This is a genomic window from Bradyrhizobium sp. USDA 4354 (assembly GCF_054060315.1).
In genome coordinates this window covers 6,827,699-6,847,584 of sequence record NZ_JBSSDC010000001.1, presented here as the reverse complement: position 1 = coordinate 6,847,584, position 19,886 = coordinate 6,827,699, and the positions used below count along the sequence as shown (strand labels likewise).

Here is a 19,886-nt window from a genome sequence, read left to right as displayed (position 1 = left end):
ATCGCAATCATGGCCAATGCGCAGCTCCAATCCGTGCTCGACCACATCGACAAGGATTTCGACAACAGCCTGGAGCGCCTGTTCTCGTTGTTGCGGATCAAGTCGATCTCGGCCGATCCGGCCTTTGCGGATGATTGCAAGGCAGCGGCCGAGCATCTCGCCAAGGACATCGCCAGCCTCGGTGTTGCCACCGAGGTGAGGCCGACCGCGGGCCATCCCGCCGTCGTCGGCAAGACCGGAGCGGGCGGGCGGCCGCACGTGCTGTTCTACGGCCATTACGACGTGCAGCCGGTCGATCCGCTCGAGCTTTGGCACCGTCCGCCGTTCGAGCCCGTTGTCACGGATCATGCCGACGGCCGCAAGATCATCGTCGCGCGCGGCGCTGAGGACGACAAGGGCCAGGTGATGACCTTCGTCGAAGCCTGCCGCGCCTGGAAGAAGGTGACGGGCTCGCTGCCGATCGACATCACCTTCCTGATCGAAGGCGAGGAGGAGGTCGGCTCGAAGAATTTCGTGCCCTTCATCGAGGCCAACAAGGACGAGTTTAAGGCCGACTATGTGCTGGTCTGCGACACCGGCATGTGGGACCGCAACACGCCGGCGATCACGACCTCGCTGCGCGGTCTGCTCTATGAAGAGCTGAAGATCACCGCGGCCAACCGCGATTTGCATTCCGGCGTGTTCGGCGGCAGCGCGATGAATCCGATCCGCTTGCTCACGAAAATTCTGGGCGGCCTGTTCGACGACGACAATCGCATCACCATCCCCGGCTTCTATGACGGCGTGAAGGATACGCCGCCCGAGATCCTGGAGCAGTGGAAGAAGCTCGATTTCACGCCCGAGATCTTCCTCAAGCCGGTCGGGCTGTCGCTCCCGGCCGGCGAGAAGGGCAGGCTTCTGGTCGAGCAGGCCTCGACGCGTCCGACCTGCGACGTCAACGGCATCTGGGGCGGCTATATCGGCGAGGGCTCCAAGACGGTGATTCCGTCGCATGCCTCGGCAAAGGTCTCGTTCCGTCTGGTCGAGGGCCAGGACCCGCAAAAGATCCGCAAAGCCTTCCGTGATTACGTGACGGCGCGGATTCCCGGCGACTGCAAGGTCGAGTTCGGCGACCATTCCGCCGCACCCGCGGTTGCGCTCGACTGGACCATGAAGCCGCTCGCCGCCGCCAGCAAGGCCCTGGCCGACGAGTGGGGCAAGGAGGCGGTGCTGATGGGGTCGGGCGCCTCGATCCCGATCGTCGCCGACTTCAAGCGCACGCTCGGCCTCGACTCGCTGCTGGTCGGCTTCGGCCTCGACGATGACAACATCCACTCACCGAACGAGAAATACGACCTGCAGAGCTTCCAGAAAGGCATCCGCTCCTGGGCCCGTATCCTCGCCGCGCTGGCGGAGGTGAAGTAGGCACGGTGCCGTAGGGTGGGCAAAGCACAGCGTGCCCACCGTCCATTCGGAATCGCGCGAGAAGACGTGGGCACGCTGCGCTTTGCCCACCCTATGAACTCCGAAACTTGCAACGACCGAACTGCGCCTCCCGTCATCCTGAGGTGCGAGTGATGGGGCGCGCAGCGCCCCATCGGGAGCCTCGAAGGATGCACGGCCCCGATGCAGCCGGGCCGTCGCCCTTCGAGGCTCGCCGAAGAGGCGAGCACCTCCAGCGACAACGGCTCCGCCGTTGCGCGGGGGTGACGGTGATGGTGATCGCCGGCCCAAATAAAAACGCCGCCCGGAATTGGGCGGCGTTTCATTCCAAAACGTGCAGAGGTAGTTCGAGAACTACCTTACACGAAATCGCGAAAATCTCAAGACCGGTAGCCTGGAAGCTCGCGGTCGAGCTTGCGCAGCAAGGGCGGCCACACGAGGGTGGTGGCGCGCAGCTCGGCGCGGTCGCGGTTGGCGAGCAGCTCGGTGTTCTTCTCGATCGCGATATCGTCGACCGGATAGACCGGCGTGCCCAGCGCACGCGTGCGCACCTGCATCGAGCAGGCGCGCTCGAGATGATACATGCGCTCGAACGCGGACGCCACCGAGCGGCCGACCGTGAGCGTGCCGTGGTTGCGCAGGAGCATGTGGTTGTGATCGCCGAGATCCTTCTGGAGCCGCGGCCGCTCGTCGTGGTCGAGCGCGATGCCTTCATAGTCGTGATAGGCGAGATCGTGGGTGACGAGCTGGGCGGTCTGGTTCAGCGGAAGCAGCCCTTCGGCGCTGCTCGACACCGCAGTGCCGTCGAGCGTGTGGAGATGCAGCACGCAGATCGCGTCCTCGCGCACCTCGTGGATCGCCGAATGGATGGTGAAGCCGGCCGGGTTGATGCTGTATTCGCTCTCGGACAGCTGGTTGCCGTGCAGGTCGACCTTGACGAGGCTGGAGGCCGTGATTTCCTCGAACATCAGCCCGTAAGGATTGATCAGGAAGTGATGGTCGGGACCGGGCACGCGCGCCGAGATGTGGGTGTCGACCAGATCGTCCCAGCCGTACAGCGCGACCAGGCGATAGCAGGCGGCGAGATTGACCCGTTGCTGCCACTCCGCCTCCGTCATGTTCGACGGCACTTCCTTCAGGCGCGCTTCCGCTGGCGACATGGCAATTCTCTCCGAACCTCGTTGTTGCGGGGAAGGAGCGTAGTCTGGAGCCGGGTTGACGGCAAGGCGCAGGGAGCGTGGCTGTCGCGCGTAGCCCGCATGGAGCTTCCGCCGTAGCTCGAAGAGCGAAGGCGGAGGCGCAATGCGGGACGCTTGATCCCGGATTTCGCTTGCGCTGCATCCGGGCTACGCTCGAGAGAAAATTACTACGGCGCCGGGATCGACAGCAGGCTGGAGATGCCGCGGCCGCGGATGTCGTAGACGCGGGCGAACACCACGTCGTCGCGCTTGATCTCGACCATGACGGGCGCGGTGAGGCCCTTGCAGTAGAACTCGCCGAGCGTCATGGCGAAATCGGCCGCGTTGGAATCCCAGCCGATGGTGAAGTCGGGGCCGAGCGCGACCTGGGCCGGGCGCTGCGGACCGCACACCGCGACCTTCCATTTGCGATTGCTCGGCGGCACTTCCTGGCGCTCGACGAGCTGTTCGCGCAATTCGTCGGAGGCCTGCTTCAAGGCGAGACCCCAATAGTCCAGCATGAAGCGGTCGTCGGCGCCGCGCACGGTGCCCGCGATGTGATTGAAATGCGTGTACTGATAGGGGTGGAGCCGGATCATCTCGGCGAGCGACAGCGCAAGGCCAAAGCAGAAGGTGGCGAGCACGACCGGCTGCCAGGTCCGGTGATTGGCGCGCAGGCGCTCCATGGCCCAGGCGAAAGCGACGCCGCCGAGCACCGCCATCGGCGGGATCACGAAGACGAAATGGCGGATGCCGTTGTACAGGGCCGGGCGCTTCAGCATCGCGATCGCGAGCGGCAGGGTCGCAGCCAGCGTCAGCATCAAGAGGATGGTCTTGCGGCGCGCCGGAACCTCGCGTCGGGGCAGCATGGCGAAGGTGCTGAACACCGCGCCGGCCATCAGCACCAGCATCACCTCGGGCAGCTGGAGTGCGAACAGCGTCGGCAGATAGGACCAGGGCATGTCGGGCACCGACACGATCGCGCCGTCGAACATCTCCTTCCACGGCTTCTCGAAGAAATGCGAGAAGTAGGTCAGCGCCTCGAAGGGATTGCCGGGCTCCATGATCGACCACGGCCAGATCAGGCCCATCACGAGATAGCCGAGCACGAGGCCGGGCAGCAGCACATAAACGACGAGCGCGAAGCGGCGGACCGACTCGCGCACACCTTCAGTGCGCAACTCCTCCAGGAACAGCGGCATGAAGCCGAGCACGGCGTAGACCAGTGCAAGCCCGCCGAGAACGCGGCAGCCCAGCGAAAGGCCGGCCCCTAAGCCGACGATGAGGATCGTGCGCGGCGACGGCTGCGGATATTCCTCGACAAGCCGGACGAGGCCGAGCATCAGGATGATCATGGCCACCGCGAAGGGCGCATCCTTCGGGTTCATGAACATGTGGCCGTAGAAGATCGGGCAGAGCGCGAGCAGGAGCAGCGCCGCGAGGCCTGCGACCGGTCCGCCGACGCGGCGGCCGAGCCGCCAGGTCACGGCAAGCCCGATGACGCCGACGACGGCGCCGACCAGACGGCGCGTCTCGAACAGCTCGAGCGGAATGACTTTGTGGAGCAGGGCCGCGACCATGTCGAAGCCGCCGCCATACATGTAGAGATTGGCGAAGGAGAGCGCCGCGGTGTCCTTGAAGCCGGAACCGAACATGCGCAGCAGCAGGTCGGCGTATTCAGCGTGGGTGTAGTCGTCCCAGCCGAGCCCGTAGTCGCGGAAGGTCAAGCCTGCAATGACGGCGACCGCGGCCAGCACCAGCATGGCGAGATCGTCGCAAGTCCGTTCGACCGAGCGCCGTAAGGGCGTGTCGATCGCCGAAGTCGTGATGGATGTCATGGCTATCGGTGCCCCGGAATCCCCTCTTGGCCCTGCTGGTGCGCGCGGGCCTCAACCCCGGACTCCGTATAGCGCAGTTCCATTACCAAGTAATTGGGCATTATGGCTAAATTCCTGATGCGACGCAGCAATTCCGGTTACTTGAGAGCAGCCTAGCAGTAGCGAGCCGGAGCTGAAGGGAATGTGAATAAGTCCCTGATTTCCTTCCCTTTAGGAACACTGCCTAGAATTGGCCGTTGGCGCGGAACATCGTATGACGGTATTGTGGCGTAGCGGTTGTCGCGTGCGGATGCGCGGCCGGGGGTGGTTCGATGAATTTGGCATTGTTGATCGTGGGGATTTGCGCCGTCCTGGCGGGTCTCCTTGCGATCATTTTCGGCCTGACGATCAGGGAATTCAGCCTCGGTGGGACTCTCATAATCGCCGGCACCATTGGCGTCTGCTCCGGATTGTTACTGGTCGGCCTGCATCTGGTGCTGCTTGAGCTCAAGAGCATCGCTCGCCGGCTGGCCGCTGTGGTCGCGCCGTCCGAGGTTCGGGTCAGGCCCGTGCTGCCGGGCCTCGCCGTGCCTGGCGCGGTCGCGCCCGAGCCGGTGCCCGCTGCGGCGGCGAGGATCGAGCCGGCGCCGCCGCCACCGTCCGCAAGTCCGCCGCCGTGGCAGAGCGAAGCTGCTGCGCGCGAGCGTCCGCGCGCCGAGGGATCGCAGGAGCCGGAAGCTCCCACGCCGCCCGCCGCTCCGGAAGCGCCGCGCCGGCGCAACCTGCTGTTCGCCTCGACCTCGCGCAAGGAGCGCGAGCGCGCGGAGGCGAAGACCACCGAAGGTGTGCCGCCGCAGCCGCCTGCGGAGCCCGGTAAGGCCCCGGACTTTCCGCCCGCGAGCTTTGACGTTGCCTGGCCGAAGCCGGACCGTATGCGCCCGGCGGAGCCGCCGGCCGCCCCGCGCCCTTCGCCGCCGCGCTCCCCATCGACCTTCGCGGGGGCCGCCCCACCGCCTGCGCCCGAAGCGCCGCCGCCTGTCGAGCCGGCACCCGTGACCGTGCTCAAATCCGGTGTCGTCGACGGCATGGCCTATTCGCTCTATTCCGACGGCTCGATCGAGGCGCAGATGCCGGAAGGCATGATGCGCTTTGCCTCGATCGACGAGCTCCGTGCCCATCTCGACCAGCGCGGTTGAGGCCGCCGCGCCCAAGTAAAGCGGCGCCGTTCACCAGTAATCAGCGCATCGTCGTCAGTTGTCCTATTTCATGCGAATGTATTCTTGACACGGAATACTTTGGTGTCGTCAATCCCGTGAGGCGCAAGCTGGAGAAGGGACGGGCGCATGTCGGATGCGGGGGCGAAGAATTTCATCGAGCTGACCGCGAGCATCGTGTCGGCCTATCTCAGCAACAATCCGACGCCGGCGGCTGAGATTCCGAACCTGATCAGCCAGGTGCATGGCGCCCTGGTGCGGGTCTCGTCAGGCCGCACCGAATCCGCGCCGCTCGAGCCGGCCAAGCCGGCCGTCTCGCTGAAGAAATCGATCGCGCCCGACTATCTGGTCTGCCTGGAAGACGGCAAGCGCTTCAAGTCGCTGAAGCGCCATCTGCGCACGCAGTACAACATGACGCCGGAGCAATATCGCGAGAAGTGGGGCTTGCCGGCCGACTATCCCATGGTCGCCCCGAACTATGCGGTGGCGCGCTCGCGGCTGGCCAAGCAGATGGGCCTGGGGCAGCAGCAGCGGAAGCGGAAGTAAGATTCCTATGTAGCTTCCGCGAGCGCCTCTTTCGCGTCGGTCTTGATGCGCTCGACCATCGAGCGCAGGCCGTTGGAGCGCTGCGGCGTCAGATGATCGCGAAAGCCGAACTCGTTGAACACGGCGATCGCGTCGGTATCGAGAATCTCCCGCGGCGTGCGGCCCGAATAGAGCGCGAGCACGATCGCGACCAGCCCGCGCACGATATGGGCGTCGCTGTCGCCGCGATATTTCAGGATCGGTTCGCCATTGCTGCGGTCGACCAGCTTCTGGAGCCAGACCTGGCTGACGCAGCCCTGCACCTTGTTGGTGGCGGAGTGTTCCGCCTCCGGCATCGGTTCCAGGGTACGGCCGAGCTCGATGACATACCGGTAGCGGTCATCCCACTCGTCCAGAAGCTCGAAATTGTCCCTGATTTCGTCGATCGTCGTCATATTGGCCCACAGTTCCCGTCAAGGCCAATATAGGGACGCGAAGCCGTGAAATCGATAGGGTTTGAGCCCTAATTCGCGGCCTGAGGTCCGCGCCATTCCAGCGCGAGGTCGTCCTGGGTCAGGGTATCGCGCGGCGCCTCGCTCGCGGCAGCATCGCCTTCGCCGGCCATTGCGATCGAGCCGGTATGGTCGGGCGCCTTCTTGTCGTTCTTGTTGCCGTCGTTCTTGTCGTTGGTGATCTGCTCTTTCTTGTCGTTGATGATCTGGTAGAGCTTCTTCGCACCGTCCTGGGCGCGCTGGCCGATGATGGTCGCGGCCTGCCCGCCGACCTCGCAGGCCGCCGGCTGGCGCTTGCAGAAATGGGTCATGTCGGAGACGGCCGCAGTCGCAGCCTGCACCGCGTCGGCGGCACCGATCTGCGGCAGCTTCTCCGATTCCGGCGTCTTGTCCCGCGGCAGGAGCACCAGCACCAGCCCGAGCCAGAATGTGATGCGAAGCAGAAAGCGCATCTTATCGACCTGTCCGTTAGAGTCCGCCCGCGGCGATCTCCGCGGATGTCGGACCTAGCAACCCTCGATAAATCGCAAGTGATTGCCTTGAGCTTAATTCGCGGAAAATTGACGCAAGATTCTTTGGAAGCGACAGTCTCGTAAATTTTCGATTGACGCCCGCGCCCGTGACTCTGCTGGCGCGCCCCGCATCCACCAATTCGAAACCATGCGGCGCAAGGTGAAACCCTGTGTTCACCATCCGCAGCGAAGACGTCGCCAAATCGTCTAAAAAGCTCCGCGATAACGCGGTGTCCGGCCGCACGCGGCGCCGCCTTAGCACTCGTTTAAGGTCGCTCTGACACGGTGGCTCAACGACAAGGAGGCGTTCCGGCGCGTCTTCTCAAGACGATTGAGCCGAAGCGCGAGACCCGTGACAGTTTTGAGTATCATCCGCGATTGTCTCGATGCACTGCTGCATCCCTCTGCGCGCTACGATGCGCTGATGCGAGCGCGCCATCGTGCCTTCATGGCACCGCGGCTGCTCGGCAGCCTGGCCGCTTTTGCCGCATTCCCGGTCTATCTCGCCATGCGCGGCGCGCCGAGCGCGATCGAGGTCGCGGCTTTTGCCTGGCTGATCGCGCCGATCATGCTGTCCTGGTTCCTGTCGCGCACCGGCCGCTATGAGGGCGCGCATGTGCTGTCGTCGCTGGCGCTCGCCGGCCTGATCATGGCGATCGCGGTCACGACGGGCGGCATCGAATCCTTCGCCGCGGTCTGGCTCGTCGTGGTTCCCCTCGAAGCCGCGCTGTCGGCCTCGCGCCGCGTCGCGGCTTTCGCCTCGCTGCTCGCGCTGTCCTGCGCCGGGATGCTGATCCTGATCAGCCAGCTCGGTTGGCTGCCGGTGCAGGAGCCGAGCGCGGCCGAGCGCGGCGTGCTGATGGCCTTCGGCGTTGCGTCCGCGACCCTCTATGCCGCGGGCCTCGCCTTCGGCGCGGAATCGCTCGCGCGCACCAGCGTCGCGCTCTTGTCGCGCGAGGAGGAGCGTTACCGCCTGCTGGCGCGCAACATGAGCGACGTCATCTCGCGGCATCAGCGCAACGGTGCGGTGCAGTTCATCTCGCCGGCGGTAGAGGCGATGCTCGGCATGCAAGTGGCGCAACTGCTCGGCCACGGCCTGTTCGACCGCGTCCATGTCGCCGATCGGCCGGCTTATCTCACGGCACTGTCCGACGCGGCGCGCGGCGACGTGCGCAGCGTCGAGTTCCGGTTGCGGCGCGAGCCTGTCGGTTCCGAGCGCGGCCAGGTCGATTTCATCTGGGTCGAGATGCGCTGCCGTCCGCTCGACCAGGATCTGGGCCGCCGGGATACTGATCGTGATTCCATGCGCGAAGCCGAAGTCGTCGCCGTGATGCGCGACGTCACCGACCGCAAGCTCTTCGAGCAGGCGCTCGATCAGGCGCGCAGCGCCGCCGAGGCGGCCGATGGGGCCAAGACGCGCTTCCTCGCCACAATGAGCCACGAGCTGCGCACGCCGCTCAATGCCATCATCGGCTTCTCCGAGATGATCGCGCAGGAGCAGACCCTGATGCTGGGTGCGGCCCAGCGCAAGGAATACGCCCAGCTCATCAACGATTCCGGCCAGCATCTGTTGTCGGTCGTCAACGGCATCCTGGACATGTCGAAGATGGAATCGGGCAATTTCGAGATTGCGTCCGAGCCGTTCGCGCCGCGCGCCTCGCTGCTGCATTGCTGCAATCTGCTGGCGCTGAAGGCGCGGGAGAACGGCATCGACCTCGTCACCGACGCGCCGCAGGATCTGCCCGTCATGACCGGCGACCCCAGGGCATTCAAGCAGATCGTGCTCAACCTCGTCGCCAATGCCATCAAGTTCACCGAGCGTGGCGGTCAGGTCTGCGTATCAGCCGGGGTATCGGGTTCGCAGCTGACGCTGCGCATCAGCGACACCGGCGTTGGCATCGCACCCGACGATCTCAAGCGCATCGGCGCGCCGTTCTTCCAGGCCGGCAAGACCTATCAGCGCCGTCACGAAGGCACCGGCCTTGGACTTTCGATCGTCAAGAGTCTCGTGGCGTTGCATCTCGGTGAATTGACGGTACAAAGCAGGCTGGGAGAGGGCACCGCCGTCACCGTCAAGCTGCCGCTCGTCTACACGCCGCCGCAAGCCAAGCCGGCCAATGAGAAGACGAGCGAGAGCAAGATCGCGACGCTGGCGCCGGCGCCGGCGCTGCGCCAGGACCTTCAAGACCCAACTCGCGACCAGTCTCAGGACCAACCCGCTCTGGTGAAGAAAAGTGCCTAAGAAGTCTGCCAAGGACGAAGCCGCTCCGCGCCGCCGTGGCGCCAAGGCTGGCGCAAAGGCCGCGGTCATCGATGTCGAGACCGAGCGCAACCTCGTGATGCGCGTGCTGCTGCACAGTCCCAAGGATACGCTGGCCGGCCTCGTCGCCGTCGCCGCGATTGCTGCGATCGTTGCCAATGCGCTGTTCCTCCAGACCGGCCGGCACCCCGCGCCGATGTTCGGCACGGTGATCAATCTTCCCGCATCGTCGTCCGTGTCGCTGTCGAACCCGTTGCCGCGTCCGCGCCCCGTCGGCGCCGATACCTCGCCGCTCGAGCCGCGCGCGACCGAGTTCCGCGTCGAGCCCAAGCCTGCCGAGCGTGCCGCCGAGAAGGCGCCCGAAAAGCCCGTCGAGGCGACCGCCTCGACGCCGCGCTCCGGCAATGATCCCATGACCAATCTGGTCAAGGCGGCGACCTCGACGCCGCCGTCCGCGATCCGTCCACCGGCACCGATTCCGGCGCAGCAGAGCCCGGCCGCGCGGCGTATCGCGGGCGTGCAGCGCGCGCTATCCGAATATGGCTACGGCAATTTGAAGATCACGGGCACCATGAGCGGCGAGACCCAGTCCGCGATCCAGAAATTCGAGCGCGAGCACAAGATGCAGGTCACCGGCCAAGTGTCCGACCGTCTGCTGCGCGAGCTTGCCGCTGCGATCGGCCATCCCGTCGAATGATTCTCACGGTTGGGTGCGAGGCTGGTGCTGATGGCGGCACTGGCCTATCGTGCGATTCATGCGTTTGAAATCCAACATTTGGGTGGCGGCTTACTTGCGCCGCTGCCAGACCGAGGGCGTGTTCGGTGCCGTGCGGCGTCGTGGTGCCGAGGAGGCGGGCGCGGTGTTCGTGAAGGTGTCGCTGCTCGACGGCAATGCGATGCTGTATGCGCCGGCACCGCAGACCGTCTATGACGACGGCCGCCCCGTCGATCGCCTCTTCGTGCCGGTCGCGCCGCAGGCTCTGCCGGAGCACACGATCGAGGAGCGGCTGACCAGGGAAATCCGCTTCGATCCGGACGCGTGGATCGTCGAGACCGAGGATCGCGCGGGCCGGCATTTTCTGGAATTGGCGAAGGCGTAACCGCTGCCCCATCGTGTCCCGGACAAGCGGCGACCAGCCAGCGTTGCCGTGCAGAGCCGGGACCCATACAGCGGCATGAATCGATGCGGTGAAATGGGCCCCGGCTCTGCAGCGCATCGCTCGCTGGACGATGCTTCGCATCGCCAGGGAGGCGCTGCGCTGCGTCCGGGGCACGAGCAAATCAGCGGTCCGATAACCCACCGGTGCCCTTCCGCACCGCAGGCGCGGAGCCCGGCTGCACGCCCGGCCGCGTCTGGCTCGCGCCCGCGCGCGCACGCTGGCGTTCGCCGTCATGCAGTGACGGCTGGTATTTTGCGCGGGTGACGGCGAGCGTCGAGCCGCGCCAGGCCGCCAGCATTACCAGCGCCGAGCGGTCGCCGAGGCGGTCATAGAGCCGCGACAGCCGGTACACGGCGTTCACGGAGGTGCCGATCTCCGGCTTGAAGAACAGCAGGATGCGCTGGAAGACCGGGCTCGGCATGTCGAGCGCGCGCGCGGCGACCGCGAGCGCCTCGCCGCCGGCATCGTCGACGATCTGGGCTGCGACGCGCGAGGGCAGGATCAGGCTATCGCCGAGCTCGAAGGTGAAGTTCTCGACGTCACCCGCGATCGCCGCCATCTCCAGGATCTGGATCGCGCGCTTGGCCCGCGCGGTCGGAATGCGGGGGGCGGCCTTCAGCGGGGTCTGCGCGAGATTGTGCAGGATCAGCGCGCGCTCGGCGGCGCCGGCGCGGAAGAACATGTCGTGGATCTCGGCCGCTTCCTTCGGCTGCATCGCCATGTCGGCGGCCATGCGCTGCTCGGCCTCGGTCGGCACGCGCGCCGGAGAGGGCGCGCGCGGCGGCGTGGGGATCTCCCGGGCCAATGGAACCCTGCGGCCTTCCTGGGTCGCAACCAGCCCGAGCTTCTGCAGGATCGGGACGGGCGTCTGCGGATAGACCGCGAGGCGCGCCTTGACGGCGGCCCGCGTCGCATCGTCGACCTGGTCGATCAGCCGCGTGGCGAGCTCGACGAACTGCCGCTGCTCGTCGTCGCTGTGGGTGCTCGTCTGGACATAAAGGTCGGTCAGCACGCGCAGCAGCGTCGGACGGACGTCGACACCTTCGCGACGGGACAGGTTCATCAGCCCGTCGAATCCGGGAAACAGCGACTTGGTCATGGAGGCGTACGCAACTCGGGAAAGATACTTGGGGGCGAGCCTAGCGCAGGTTCTTTTAAAGCCTCGTTAAGGAAAACGAGGCGTGAAGCCGGCCTTGCAATTTAAGGCGTTGTCGTGCCGCAACGGGACGGCGCGGCGCGCCCGTGCGGTTACGGTCCACGGCGCGCGTTTACACCCCGTTAACCATGAGCTGATCTTAATGAATGCATGTTGCAGGGGCGCGTTCGGTCGCGCGGCAATTGAAGAGAGCTGACATGGGGACCATCATCGAATTTCCGGCCGGTCGCCGGGTGGGCTCGTCGGGGGATGTCGCTCCGCGCGCGGACATGGGAACGGTCCTGATCCTTCCCGTGATTCGCATCGAGCGTGAGGCGGACGAAACCAGCGGCGATCGCGGGCCGGAGCAGGGCACAGCGCCGGGGCGCCGTCGTCGCCGTCGCTGACATCCGGCTTCATGCGAATGCCGGACTCCATCCGCCAGATCCGGCCTGTCCTATCGGCCGTCTTGCTTGCGCTGCTTGGCGCGACGCTCTGCGCCTGCAGCGGCGGCGATTTCGGCCGCACCCGCGCCGACATGCGCAGCGACGACATGCATCGCTGGCTGGGCGCGGAGGTCACCTCCAGCGTCGGCTTGACGCCCTCGCAATTCCAGCTCACCGACGAAGAGCGTCAGCTCCGCGATCTCGCCTATCCCATGATCGAGCCGCCGCTGTCGCGCCCGGCATGGAAGAGCGTGTTCGGCGACTACAAGCCGCTGCCATCGCCCTGGCGGCAGAAGATCGTGTTCGACCGCACCATGTACGGGCGCACGCTGATCGACGAGCCGCACCGCTCGCATTCCTCGCGCTACGCGCAGCTGATCGAGGACGTCCGCAACGACATCACCCGCTTCGAGCCGTTCTTCGCCAGCGCGATCCGCGTCATCGATCTCGACCGGAAACGCAATGCCAGCATGGCGCGCGTCTCCGCACTCTCTCCGCGGGAAAGGGACGATGCGGTCGCGCGCATGCAGGAGAACTCGCTGATCATCCAGTGGGTGCAGCAGTGCCTGGAGCAGCGCATCTCGTCGTACCGCTGGGCGCTGGAACGCCTGGTGATCCAGGCCCCCGACGGCATGGCCGCCGACGCCGACCGCCTGATCGGCGAACTCGCCGCCCAGACCGCCAATCCGCCGGTCGCAGGCCAGCCGCCCTACGGCCGCGCAGTCATCTCGAAGGGGTAGGGCTTCTTGCGTTTGTCGCGCAGGTGCCCGGTCCGATCGGGCCTGCGCTGCTTTTGGAACTTGCCAACAAGATCCTTGAACGTGTCCGCCAACGGCGCTGTCGCGCCGAGGCGTCACCATCTCGGTGTCGCGGAAACGGTTCCGTTCGACGAGTGAACTCTTCGTGTCTCGGTCATAGGCCGATTGACAGCCCGCTTCGCCAGGTTTCTATTCGAAGCGTCGGGGATATGCGGTCTCCCCGCGAGGCGACATGCCCAAGAATCGCGTCCTGATCACCAAGGGCGCAGCATGTCATCGTCCCCGATCCCACCAGAAAAATTGAGATGGTTCACTCGCGCGCGGCCACGCCGAAGCGCATTGATACCGGCATCCCACCGCGGCTCGTCATCGACAATGGCGGTCAGGGCAAGGAGCAGAAGTGAATGACTGGCTGAATTCCAAGCTTGAGGGAGTAGATCAATGCGCAAGACAATCTCGGCGCTGATCGGTATCGGCGCCTGCTTCATCGCAAGCGCTCACGCGCAGGACGTCGATTGGCAGAAGGTCGACGACACGCTGGGGCGAAAGCCGGCCGTGACCGGTGACGTGCATCGCTACGGCTTTCCGCGGACCGATCTCACGGTGACGCTCGACGGCGTCACCATCAAGCCGGCGCTGGCGCTCGGCGGCTGGGTCGCGTTCAAGCCCGCGCATGGCGGTGTCATGGCGATGGGCGATCTGGTGCTGCTCGAATCCGAGATCAACCCGGTCATGGCGAAGATGATCGCGAACGGGCTGGAGATCACCGCCGTGCACAATCATCTGCTCGGCGCGAGCCCGGCGACGTTCTACATGCACGTGGCCGGCCACGGTGATCCCGTTGCGATCGCCGCGGCCATCAAGGACGCGCTGGCCGAAAGCAAGACGCCGCTGTCGGCGCCGGCTTCGACGGCCGCTCCGCCTGCCGTCGATCTCGACACTGCGCAGCTCGACCGGATCATCGGCGTCAAGGGCCAGGCGAACGGCGGCGTCTACCAGTTCAACGTCCCCCGCCGCGATCCGGTCACCGAGCAAGGCATGCAGTTGAGCCCGGTCGGGCCGCTCGGCGTTGCAACCGCCGTCAACTTCCAGCCGACCGGCGGCGGCAAGGCCGCGATCACGGGCGACTTCGTGCTGACCGGCGACGAGGTCAACCCCGTGATCAAGGCGCTGCGGTCGCATGGGATCGCGGTGACGGCCCTGCACAGCCACATGCTGGACGAGCAGCCGCGCCTGTTCTTCATGCATTTCTGGGCCAACGACGATGCGATCAAGCTCGCGAGCGGCGTGCGTGCCGCGCTGGACAAGACCGCCAGCACGAAAAGCTGATCGGGCGCAGCAGGCCTATCGGGCTTCGACCACTTCGCCGTCTTCCTTCACGAAGCGGCCGACCGGATTGTCCAGGAGATCGATCACGGCTTCCGACGGCCGGCACAAGCGCGTGCCCTTCGGCGTCACCACGATCGGACGGTTGATGAGAATGGGATGTGCGATCATGAAATCGAGGAGTTGGTCATCGGTCCATTTGGGATCATCCAGGCCGAGCTCCTTATAGGGTGTCCCTTTCTCACGCAGCAGCGCGCGGACCGGAATGCCCATCGCCGCGATCAGCTCCTTGAGCCTGTCCCGCGAGGGCGGCGTCTTGAGATATTCGACCACGACGGGCTCGGTGCCGCTCTGCCGGATCATCGCCAGCGTGTTGCGCGAGGTGCCGCAGGCGGGGTTGTGATAGATCGTGACGGTCATCGGGTTGTCTCCGCAATTGCAGCTGAGGCGGACGCGCGCGAGCGTCCGAGCAGCCAGTTCATCAGCAGCATGCCGGCGAAGGCTCCGCACAGCTCCGCGAGGATGAAGCCGGGCAGGTCGGCGGGACGAATGCCGGAGAACGTGTTGGTCAGGCACCTCGCAATGGCCACGGCCGGATTGGCGAACGAGGTTGAAGCCGTGAACCAATAGGCCGCGGTGATGTAGAGGCCTACCAGCCAGGGGACTGCCGTCCGCTGAAACCGGATGCCCGCCAGGATGGTCGCAACCAGCCCGAACGCGGCCACCGCTTCGGCGAACCATTGCGGCCCTCCGGTTCGGACTTTGGTCGAGAGGTCGAGCACGGACAGCCCGAACATCAGATGCGCTGCCACCGTTCCCGCGATGCCGCCGGCGATTTGCGCGATAACGTAGAGCGCAGCCTCATTCGCTGGCAGCTCGCGCTTGCCGGCGAAAACGAGGGTCACCGCGGGATTGAAGTGTGCGCCGGAGATCGGTCCGAGCACCGTGATCAGCACAACCAGAATGGCGCCGGTCGGCAAGGTATTGCAGAGCAGCGCAAGAGCGATGTCCTTGGTCAGCGTTTCCGCCATGATGCCGGAGCCGACCACGGTGGCGACGAGAATGCCTGTGCCGAGCGCTTCGGCCGCGAGGCGTCGCGAGAGATCGAAATTGTCCATCAGCGGACTCGCCTCCTGGGTTTCGGCGAGCAGCACGATTGCAGAGTCTCGACGACGGGTTCGCAAACTTCCGGCCGTCCGCCGCAGCAATCGCGCAGCAGGAAGACTGCAACGTGGCGAAATTCGCCGAGATTGGCGCGGTAGATGATCGAGCGGCTGCGCCGCTCGGAAGACACGAGGTGGGCGCGGCTCAGAATCGACAGATGCGCCGACAGCGTGTTTTGCGGGACTTCCAGCAGCCGCGCGAGGTCGCCGGCCGCAAGGCCGTCAGGCTCGTGTCTGACCAACATCCGGAAGGCCTCCAAACGGGTCGCTTGCGACAGCGCGGCGAGCGCCAGGACGGCTTGTTCTGTTTCCATATATCCAGATTTATGGAATTATTGGGCGCTGTCAACCTGAAATCCGGCCATTCCATATTTCGAATATTCTAGAAATAACGTTTGACAACCGATATGCACGGGCGCACCGTGACGCTCATGAAGATCGACGACGCAGCAGCACGCCTGGAAGCCCTGGGGAATCGGACCCGCCTGCAGATTTATCGGGCGCTGGTTCGGGCCGGGCACGCGGGCATGCCGGTCGGCCGCTTGCAGGACAAGCTGAAGATCCCGGCGTCAACGCTGTCGCACCACATCAAGACCTTGGTCTCGGTCGGACTGGTCAGTCAGATCAGGGAATCGACGACCCTGATCTGCCACGCCAATTTCGACGCCATGCGGGGCCTGGTCGACTTCCTGGTCGCGGAGTGCTGTGCGGACGAAGCGGGATGCAAGGATGCCCAGACGGCAGCCTGAGTCATTTGGTCATTCATTCCATAATTCTAGAAGGATGAAGCATTCGAAATGGACAAGACGCTAGCCATCATCGGAGCGGGGCCGGTCGGCCTCGCAGCCGCCGCGCAAGTGCTCGAACGCGGCATGTCCCCCGTCGTGCTCGAAGCCGGACCCGAGGCCGGGCACGCGGTGCGGCAATGGCAGCACGTCCAGCTCTTCTCGCCGTGGGAATACAACGTCGACAAGGCCGCCGCGCGCCTGCTTGCGCCGACGGGATGGAATTCGCCAGACCCAAACTCCTATCCGACCGGCGGCGAACTGATCGAGCGCTATCTCGCGCCGCTGGCAACGCGAACGCCGCTGCGCGAGACGATCCGGACATCGAGCCGCGTCACGGCGATCAGCCGCGTCGGCTTCGACAAGGCGACGACGAAGGGGCGGGGCCAAGCGCCTTTCGAAATCCGCTACCAGAACGGCAAAGGCGACGAGGTGCTGCGCGCCGATGCCGTCATCGACGTATCCGGCACGTGGTTCTCGCCCAATCCCGCCGGCAGCAACGGTCTGCCGGCGATCGGCGAAGGCGAGTGCGCCGACCGCATCGCCTACGGCATGCCGGATGTGCGAGGCAGAGGACGCGGCAGATACGCAGGCAAGACCGTGGCCGTGCTCGGTGCCGGTCATTCCGCGGTAGGCACGCTGATCGATCTCGCGCAGCTCGCCGAGGAGGTGCCCGGCACCAAGCCCGTTTGGCTGCTGCGCGGCGGCGACCCTGCAAAGGCCTTCGGCGGCGGCAGCAACGACAAGCTTGTCGTGCGCGGCGAGCTGGGCTCCACCTTCGCCGCGCTCGTGGCTGCCGGAAAGATTGCGGTCGAGACCGGCTTCGGTGTCACCCATATTTCGGAGTTCGAAGGACGCCTCAGGATTTCGGCAGGCGCCTGCTGCGGTGCGCTGAGTATGGTTGCGGACCAGTTGGTGGTGTCGACCGGCTTCCGTCCCGATCTCTCGTTCCTGTCCGAGCTGCGGCTGCGGCTCGATCCGGCGATCGAGGCGCCCGTTGCGCTCGCGCCGCTCGTCGACCCCAATGAGCATAGCTGCGGAACGGTGCGGCCTCACGGCGCGCGCGAGCTCGCGCATGATGAGCCGGGCTTCTATTTGGCCGGCATGAAATCCTACGGTCGCGCGCCAACCTTCCTGATGACGACCGGATACGAGCAGGTCCGCTCGATCGTCGCCGACATCGCCGGCGACAAGGAGGCTGCGGCACGTGTCGAGCTCGTGCTGCCGGAGACCGGCGTCTGCACACGTGGCGGCGTGGAGTCCGCCGGCGCAGCGGGATGCTGCGGCGGTCCGGCCGAGTCCGAACCTTCGGCCTGCTGTGCCGCCGATGAATCCGCCAGGAAGGCGGGCGGCGCGGGGTGCGGTTGCTCATGAGCCGAGGCACTGCGGGCCCGCTCACCGTCGTCATCGCGCTCGGCACCGCGCAGACCATCGCGTGGGCGTCGAGCTACTATCTTCCTGCGATCCTGGCTGCGCCGATCGCGAGCGATCTCGGTCTTGCGCCGACTTACGTGTTCGGCGCGTTGTCGGGAGCGCTCGTCATCTCCGGCCTGCTTGGTCCCAAGGTTGGGCATGCCATCGACACGTTCGGCGGGCGCAGCCTGCTTGCCGTCTCGAACCTCGTTTTCGCCGCAGGCTTGCTGCTGCTGTCCGTGGCCCATGGCGTAGCGGTGCTGATCATAGCCTGGATCTTGCTCGGGATCGGCATGGGCATGGGGCTCTATGAAGCGGCGTTCGCGACGCTTGCGCGCATCTATGGCGTCAATGCGCGACGAACGATCACCGGCATCACCCTCATCGCCGGTTTCGCCAGCACACTCGGCTGGCCTCTGACGACGTGGCTCGCTTCGGAGTACGGCTGGCGCGCGGCCTGCCAGCTATGGGCGGTGATTCACATCGGTCTTGCCTTGCCGCTCAATCTTTCGCTGCCCCGTGCCGCTCCATTGGATCAGGACTCCGGACCGAGCACGGGCGCGAGCCAGCAATCCGGCCGCCAGAGCGAGACCTTCGCAATGATGCTGCTGGCGTACATGTTTGCGGCCGCAAGCTTCGTCAGCTCCGGAGTCTCGGCCATCCTGCCCACCATGCTGGTTGCGTTCGGCGCCACGCCGGCACAGGCGTTGTTCGCAGGAGCATTGGTCGGACCCGCGCAGGTCGGCGCCCGGCTTCTGGAAGCAGGATGGCTCGGCCGGTTTCATCCGCTGCTGTCGGCGAGGCTGGCCATGCTCATGAACCCCATCGGCGTGCTTGCGCTGGTCGCGGGCGGCCCTTTGCTCGCACCGGCCTTCACGGTGCTGTATGGCGCGGGCAACGGCATCATCACCATTGCCCGTGGCACGCTGCCGTTGGCGCTGTTTGGGCCGATAGGGTTCGGCAGGCGTGTCGGAATGATCTCGCTGCCTTCGAGGGCAACGGGCGCCTTCGCGCCCCTTGCGCTGGGACTGCTGGTGGAGCATCTCGGCAGCAGCGCGCTCTGGATCAGCGCGCTGGCCTCGGTCTCTGCGTTTGTCGCACTTCTGCTGCTTCGTGGGGATCAGACGACTTGAGCTTCGGCCTGACGGCGATTGGGCGTGGGGAACCTGCTTGCGGCCGGGATCGCGAAGGGCCGCTCGCGGTGCTCGAAGCCTCGGTCACGAATGCTTGACCCCGATCAAAGAATGCTTTCGGCAGCGGAATATGCTACGAAAGCTGCGCTGCGGCTCAAAAGGTATCCAAAAGGTAAAAGCACATCTGATGCGGATCGTCCGTACCATCCTGGCATTCGCCATCGCCCTATCCCTGGCGATGCTGCCGGCTGGCGCGTCCGCGTCCAGCCTCGCCATGTCGTCGGATGACATGCAGGCGGCCATGCAGATGGGCGGCGGCGGCGATATGTCGATGGACGATTGTTGTCCCGACATGAAGGGAACGGGATCCGACACCGGCTACACATGCGGGATGGGCTTCTGCTGCGTCGGCGGCACCGTCGCGCTCGCAGACATCCGTCCGCTGGCTTTCGAATTCCTTGCCGTAGCGGCAGGGGAAACCACTATTCCCGCCGATCAGGTCGTCTCCTCCCGCGGCGGCAGTCCTCCCTTCCGGCCTCCTCGAATCTGATCTCCCCAAGCCAAAGACGCGCGCGGCACGCCTGCGCGCGCCGATGACTGACGTGCGCGCTTCCTGCGTCACGGCGGAAGATCAATTCATGAGGACAGGACGATGCTTTCCAGGTTCAGCACCGCGGCTGTTGCCGCCACCCTTTCGTTCGCCGCAACGGCCGCGTTGGCGGGTGCCGGCGATTACGCTTTCGAGCCGGTCAATCCCGAGATGAAGAAGGGCGACGACGTCACGCTCGCCATTCGCTTGACCAACAAGCAGACCGGCAAGCCGGTGCCGGACGCGGTCATCTTCAAGACCCGTGTCGATATGGCCCCGGACGGCATGGCCGAGATGGAATCGGCCGTTGCGCCGCTGCCGTCCAAGGAGCCGGGCGTCTACGCCTTTAGGACGGACCTGCCGATGGCCGGCCGCTACCAGGTCACGCTCTCGGCGAAGGTGCAGGGCGAGCCTGAGACGGTCACCGGCAAGGTCATCGTCAAGGCGACGAAGTGAGCCTTCGGGCGCCGCCGGATGGCGCCCGAACTTCTATTTCCCATTCACATGGACGCGCGCTCCGTGCGCGCGGTATCTGGCG

Annotated in this window: 22 protein-coding genes; 14 read left to right on the top strand and 8 right to left on the bottom strand. The window is 65.5% G+C overall.

The window, feature by feature from the left end; translation table 11 throughout:
- Positions 1-9 precede the first annotated feature (9 nt).
- Positions 10-1,404, top strand: coding sequence for a M20/M25/M40 family metallo-hydrolase (locus tag ACVIIV_RS31925; protein WP_456747731.1), 1,395 nt, complete (start codon positions 10-12; stop codon positions 1,402-1,404).
- Between the two features lie 398 nt (positions 1,405-1,802).
- Here ACVIIV_RS31925 and ACVIIV_RS31920 read toward each other — a convergent pair whose 3' ends face one another.
- Positions 1,803-2,582, bottom strand: coding sequence for a class II aldolase/adducin family protein (locus tag ACVIIV_RS31920; protein WP_456747730.1), 780 nt, complete (start codon positions 2,580-2,582; stop codon positions 1,803-1,805).
- A 206-nt stretch (positions 2,583-2,788) separates the two neighbouring features.
- Positions 2,789-4,438, bottom strand: a complete 1,650-nt coding sequence (locus ACVIIV_RS31915; RefSeq protein ID WP_456747729.1) for an ArnT family glycosyltransferase — start codon at positions 4,436-4,438, stop codon at positions 2,789-2,791.
- Between the two features lie 311 nt (positions 4,439-4,749).
- Here ACVIIV_RS31915 and ACVIIV_RS31910 point away from each other — a divergent pair, with 311 nt between their 5' ends.
- Complete coding sequence (locus tag ACVIIV_RS31910) at positions 4,750-5,613, top strand: DUF308 domain-containing protein (RefSeq protein WP_456747728.1); 864 nt, start codon at positions 4,750-4,752, stop codon at positions 5,611-5,613.
- A 147-nt stretch (positions 5,614-5,760) separates the two neighbouring features.
- Positions 5,761-6,177, top strand: coding sequence for a MucR family transcriptional regulator (locus tag ACVIIV_RS31905; RefSeq protein WP_456747727.1), 417 nt, complete (start codon positions 5,761-5,763; stop codon positions 6,175-6,177).
- A gap of 5 nt (positions 6,178-6,182) precedes the next feature.
- On the opposite strand, the gene ACVIIV_RS31900 is transcribed toward ACVIIV_RS31905, so the two are convergent.
- Together ACVIIV_RS31900 and ACVIIV_RS31895 are read right to left on the bottom strand one after the other, a co-directional pair.
- Positions 6,183-6,611, bottom strand: a complete 429-nt coding sequence (locus ACVIIV_RS31900) for a SufE family protein (protein ID WP_456747726.1) — start codon at positions 6,609-6,611, stop codon at positions 6,183-6,185.
- 68 nt (positions 6,612-6,679) lie between these two features.
- Complete coding sequence (locus tag ACVIIV_RS31895; protein ID WP_456747725.1) at positions 6,680-7,120, bottom strand: DUF5330 domain-containing protein; 441 nt, start codon at positions 7,118-7,120, stop codon at positions 6,680-6,682.
- 412 nt (positions 7,121-7,532) lie between these two features.
- Between ACVIIV_RS31895 and ACVIIV_RS31890 the strand changes: the two genes are divergently transcribed.
- From ACVIIV_RS31890 to ACVIIV_RS31880, 3 genes are read left to right on the top strand one after another with little or no spacing between them, the layout of a single operon-like run.
- Positions 7,533-9,422: a PAS domain-containing sensor histidine kinase gene (locus ACVIIV_RS31890; RefSeq protein ID WP_456747724.1), complete on the top strand. Its 1,890-nt coding sequence runs from the start codon at positions 7,533-7,535 to the stop codon at positions 9,420-9,422.
- The gene (locus ACVIIV_RS31885; RefSeq protein WP_456747723.1) at positions 9,415-10,137 is read left to right on the top strand and encodes a peptidoglycan-binding protein; all 723 of its coding nucleotides are present in this window, start codon (positions 9,415-9,417) and stop codon (positions 10,135-10,137) included. The genes ACVIIV_RS31890 and ACVIIV_RS31885 overlap by 8 nt, the downstream gene beginning before the upstream one ends.
- 58 nt (positions 10,138-10,195) lie before the next feature.
- The gene (locus ACVIIV_RS31880) at positions 10,196-10,540 is read left to right on the top strand and encodes a DUF1491 family protein (protein ID WP_456747722.1); all 345 of its coding nucleotides are present in this window, start codon (positions 10,196-10,198) and stop codon (positions 10,538-10,540) included.
- 181 nt (positions 10,541-10,721) lie between these two features.
- Here the strand turns inward: ACVIIV_RS31880 and ACVIIV_RS31875 are convergent, their stop codons facing one another.
- Positions 10,722-11,699: a DUF2336 domain-containing protein gene (locus ACVIIV_RS31875; protein ID WP_456747721.1), complete on the bottom strand. Its 978-nt coding sequence runs from the start codon at positions 11,697-11,699 to the stop codon at positions 10,722-10,724.
- 254 nt (positions 11,700-11,953) lie between these two features.
- Between ACVIIV_RS31875 and ACVIIV_RS31870 the strand changes: the two genes are divergently transcribed.
- From ACVIIV_RS31870 to ACVIIV_RS31860, 3 genes are all read left to right on the top strand, one after another.
- Positions 11,954-12,142, top strand: coding sequence for a hypothetical protein (locus ACVIIV_RS31870; protein ID WP_036005903.1), 189 nt, complete (start codon positions 11,954-11,956; stop codon positions 12,140-12,142).
- Positions 12,143-12,159: 17 nt separating this feature from the next.
- The gene (locus ACVIIV_RS31865) at positions 12,160-12,921 is read left to right on the top strand and encodes a hypothetical protein (protein ID WP_456747720.1); all 762 of its coding nucleotides are present in this window, start codon (positions 12,160-12,162) and stop codon (positions 12,919-12,921) included.
- A 459-nt stretch (positions 12,922-13,380) separates the two neighbouring features.
- A complete protein-coding gene (locus ACVIIV_RS31860; protein ID WP_456747719.1) occupies positions 13,381-14,268 on the top strand; it encodes a DUF1259 domain-containing protein in 888 nt (295 codons plus the stop codon).
- 15 nt (positions 14,269-14,283) lie between these two features.
- Here ACVIIV_RS31860 and arsC read toward each other — a convergent pair whose 3' ends face one another.
- Genes arsC through ACVIIV_RS31845 form a run of 3 tightly spaced genes read right to left on the bottom strand, consistent with a single transcriptional unit; the run spans position 14,284 to position 15,742 of the window.
- Positions 14,284-14,685 (bottom strand): arsenate reductase (glutaredoxin), encoded by a 402-nt coding sequence (gene arsC / locus ACVIIV_RS31855; protein WP_456747718.1) that lies wholly within the window; start codon positions 14,683-14,685, stop codon positions 14,284-14,286.
- Complete coding sequence (locus ACVIIV_RS31850; protein WP_456748877.1) at positions 14,682-15,383, bottom strand: aquaporin; 702 nt, start codon at positions 15,381-15,383, stop codon at positions 14,682-14,684. Before ACVIIV_RS31850 ends, arsC begins: the two co-directional genes overlap by 4 nt.
- Positions 15,383-15,742, bottom strand: coding sequence for an ArsR/SmtB family transcription factor (locus ACVIIV_RS31845; RefSeq protein ID WP_456747717.1), 360 nt, complete (start codon positions 15,740-15,742; stop codon positions 15,383-15,385). The genes ACVIIV_RS31850 and ACVIIV_RS31845 overlap by 1 nt, the downstream gene beginning before the upstream one ends.
- A 117-nt stretch (positions 15,743-15,859) precedes the next feature.
- Here ACVIIV_RS31845 and ACVIIV_RS31840 point away from each other — a divergent pair, with 117 nt between their 5' ends.
- From ACVIIV_RS31840 to ACVIIV_RS31820, 5 genes are all read left to right on the top strand, one after another.
- A complete protein-coding gene (locus tag ACVIIV_RS31840) occupies positions 15,860-16,177 on the top strand; it encodes an ArsR/SmtB family transcription factor (protein WP_100230259.1) in 318 nt (105 codons plus the stop codon).
- Between the two features lie 48 nt (positions 16,178-16,225).
- Positions 16,226-17,587, top strand: a complete 1,362-nt coding sequence (locus ACVIIV_RS31835; protein WP_456747716.1) for an NAD(P)-binding domain-containing protein — start codon at positions 16,226-16,228, stop codon at positions 17,585-17,587.
- Positions 17,584-18,759, top strand: a complete 1,176-nt coding sequence (locus tag ACVIIV_RS31830; RefSeq protein WP_456747715.1) for an MFS transporter — start codon at positions 17,584-17,586, stop codon at positions 18,757-18,759. Before ACVIIV_RS31835 ends, ACVIIV_RS31830 begins: the two co-directional genes overlap by 4 nt.
- A gap of 94 nt (positions 18,760-18,853) precedes the next feature.
- Positions 18,854-19,309 (top strand): hypothetical protein, encoded by a 456-nt coding sequence (locus ACVIIV_RS31825; protein WP_456747714.1) that lies wholly within the window; start codon positions 18,854-18,856, stop codon positions 19,307-19,309.
- Positions 19,310-19,411: 102 nt separating this feature from the next.
- Complete coding sequence (locus ACVIIV_RS31820) at positions 19,412-19,804, top strand: FixH family protein (protein ID WP_456747713.1); 393 nt, start codon at positions 19,412-19,414, stop codon at positions 19,802-19,804.
- Positions 19,805-19,886: the final 82 nt, after the last annotated feature.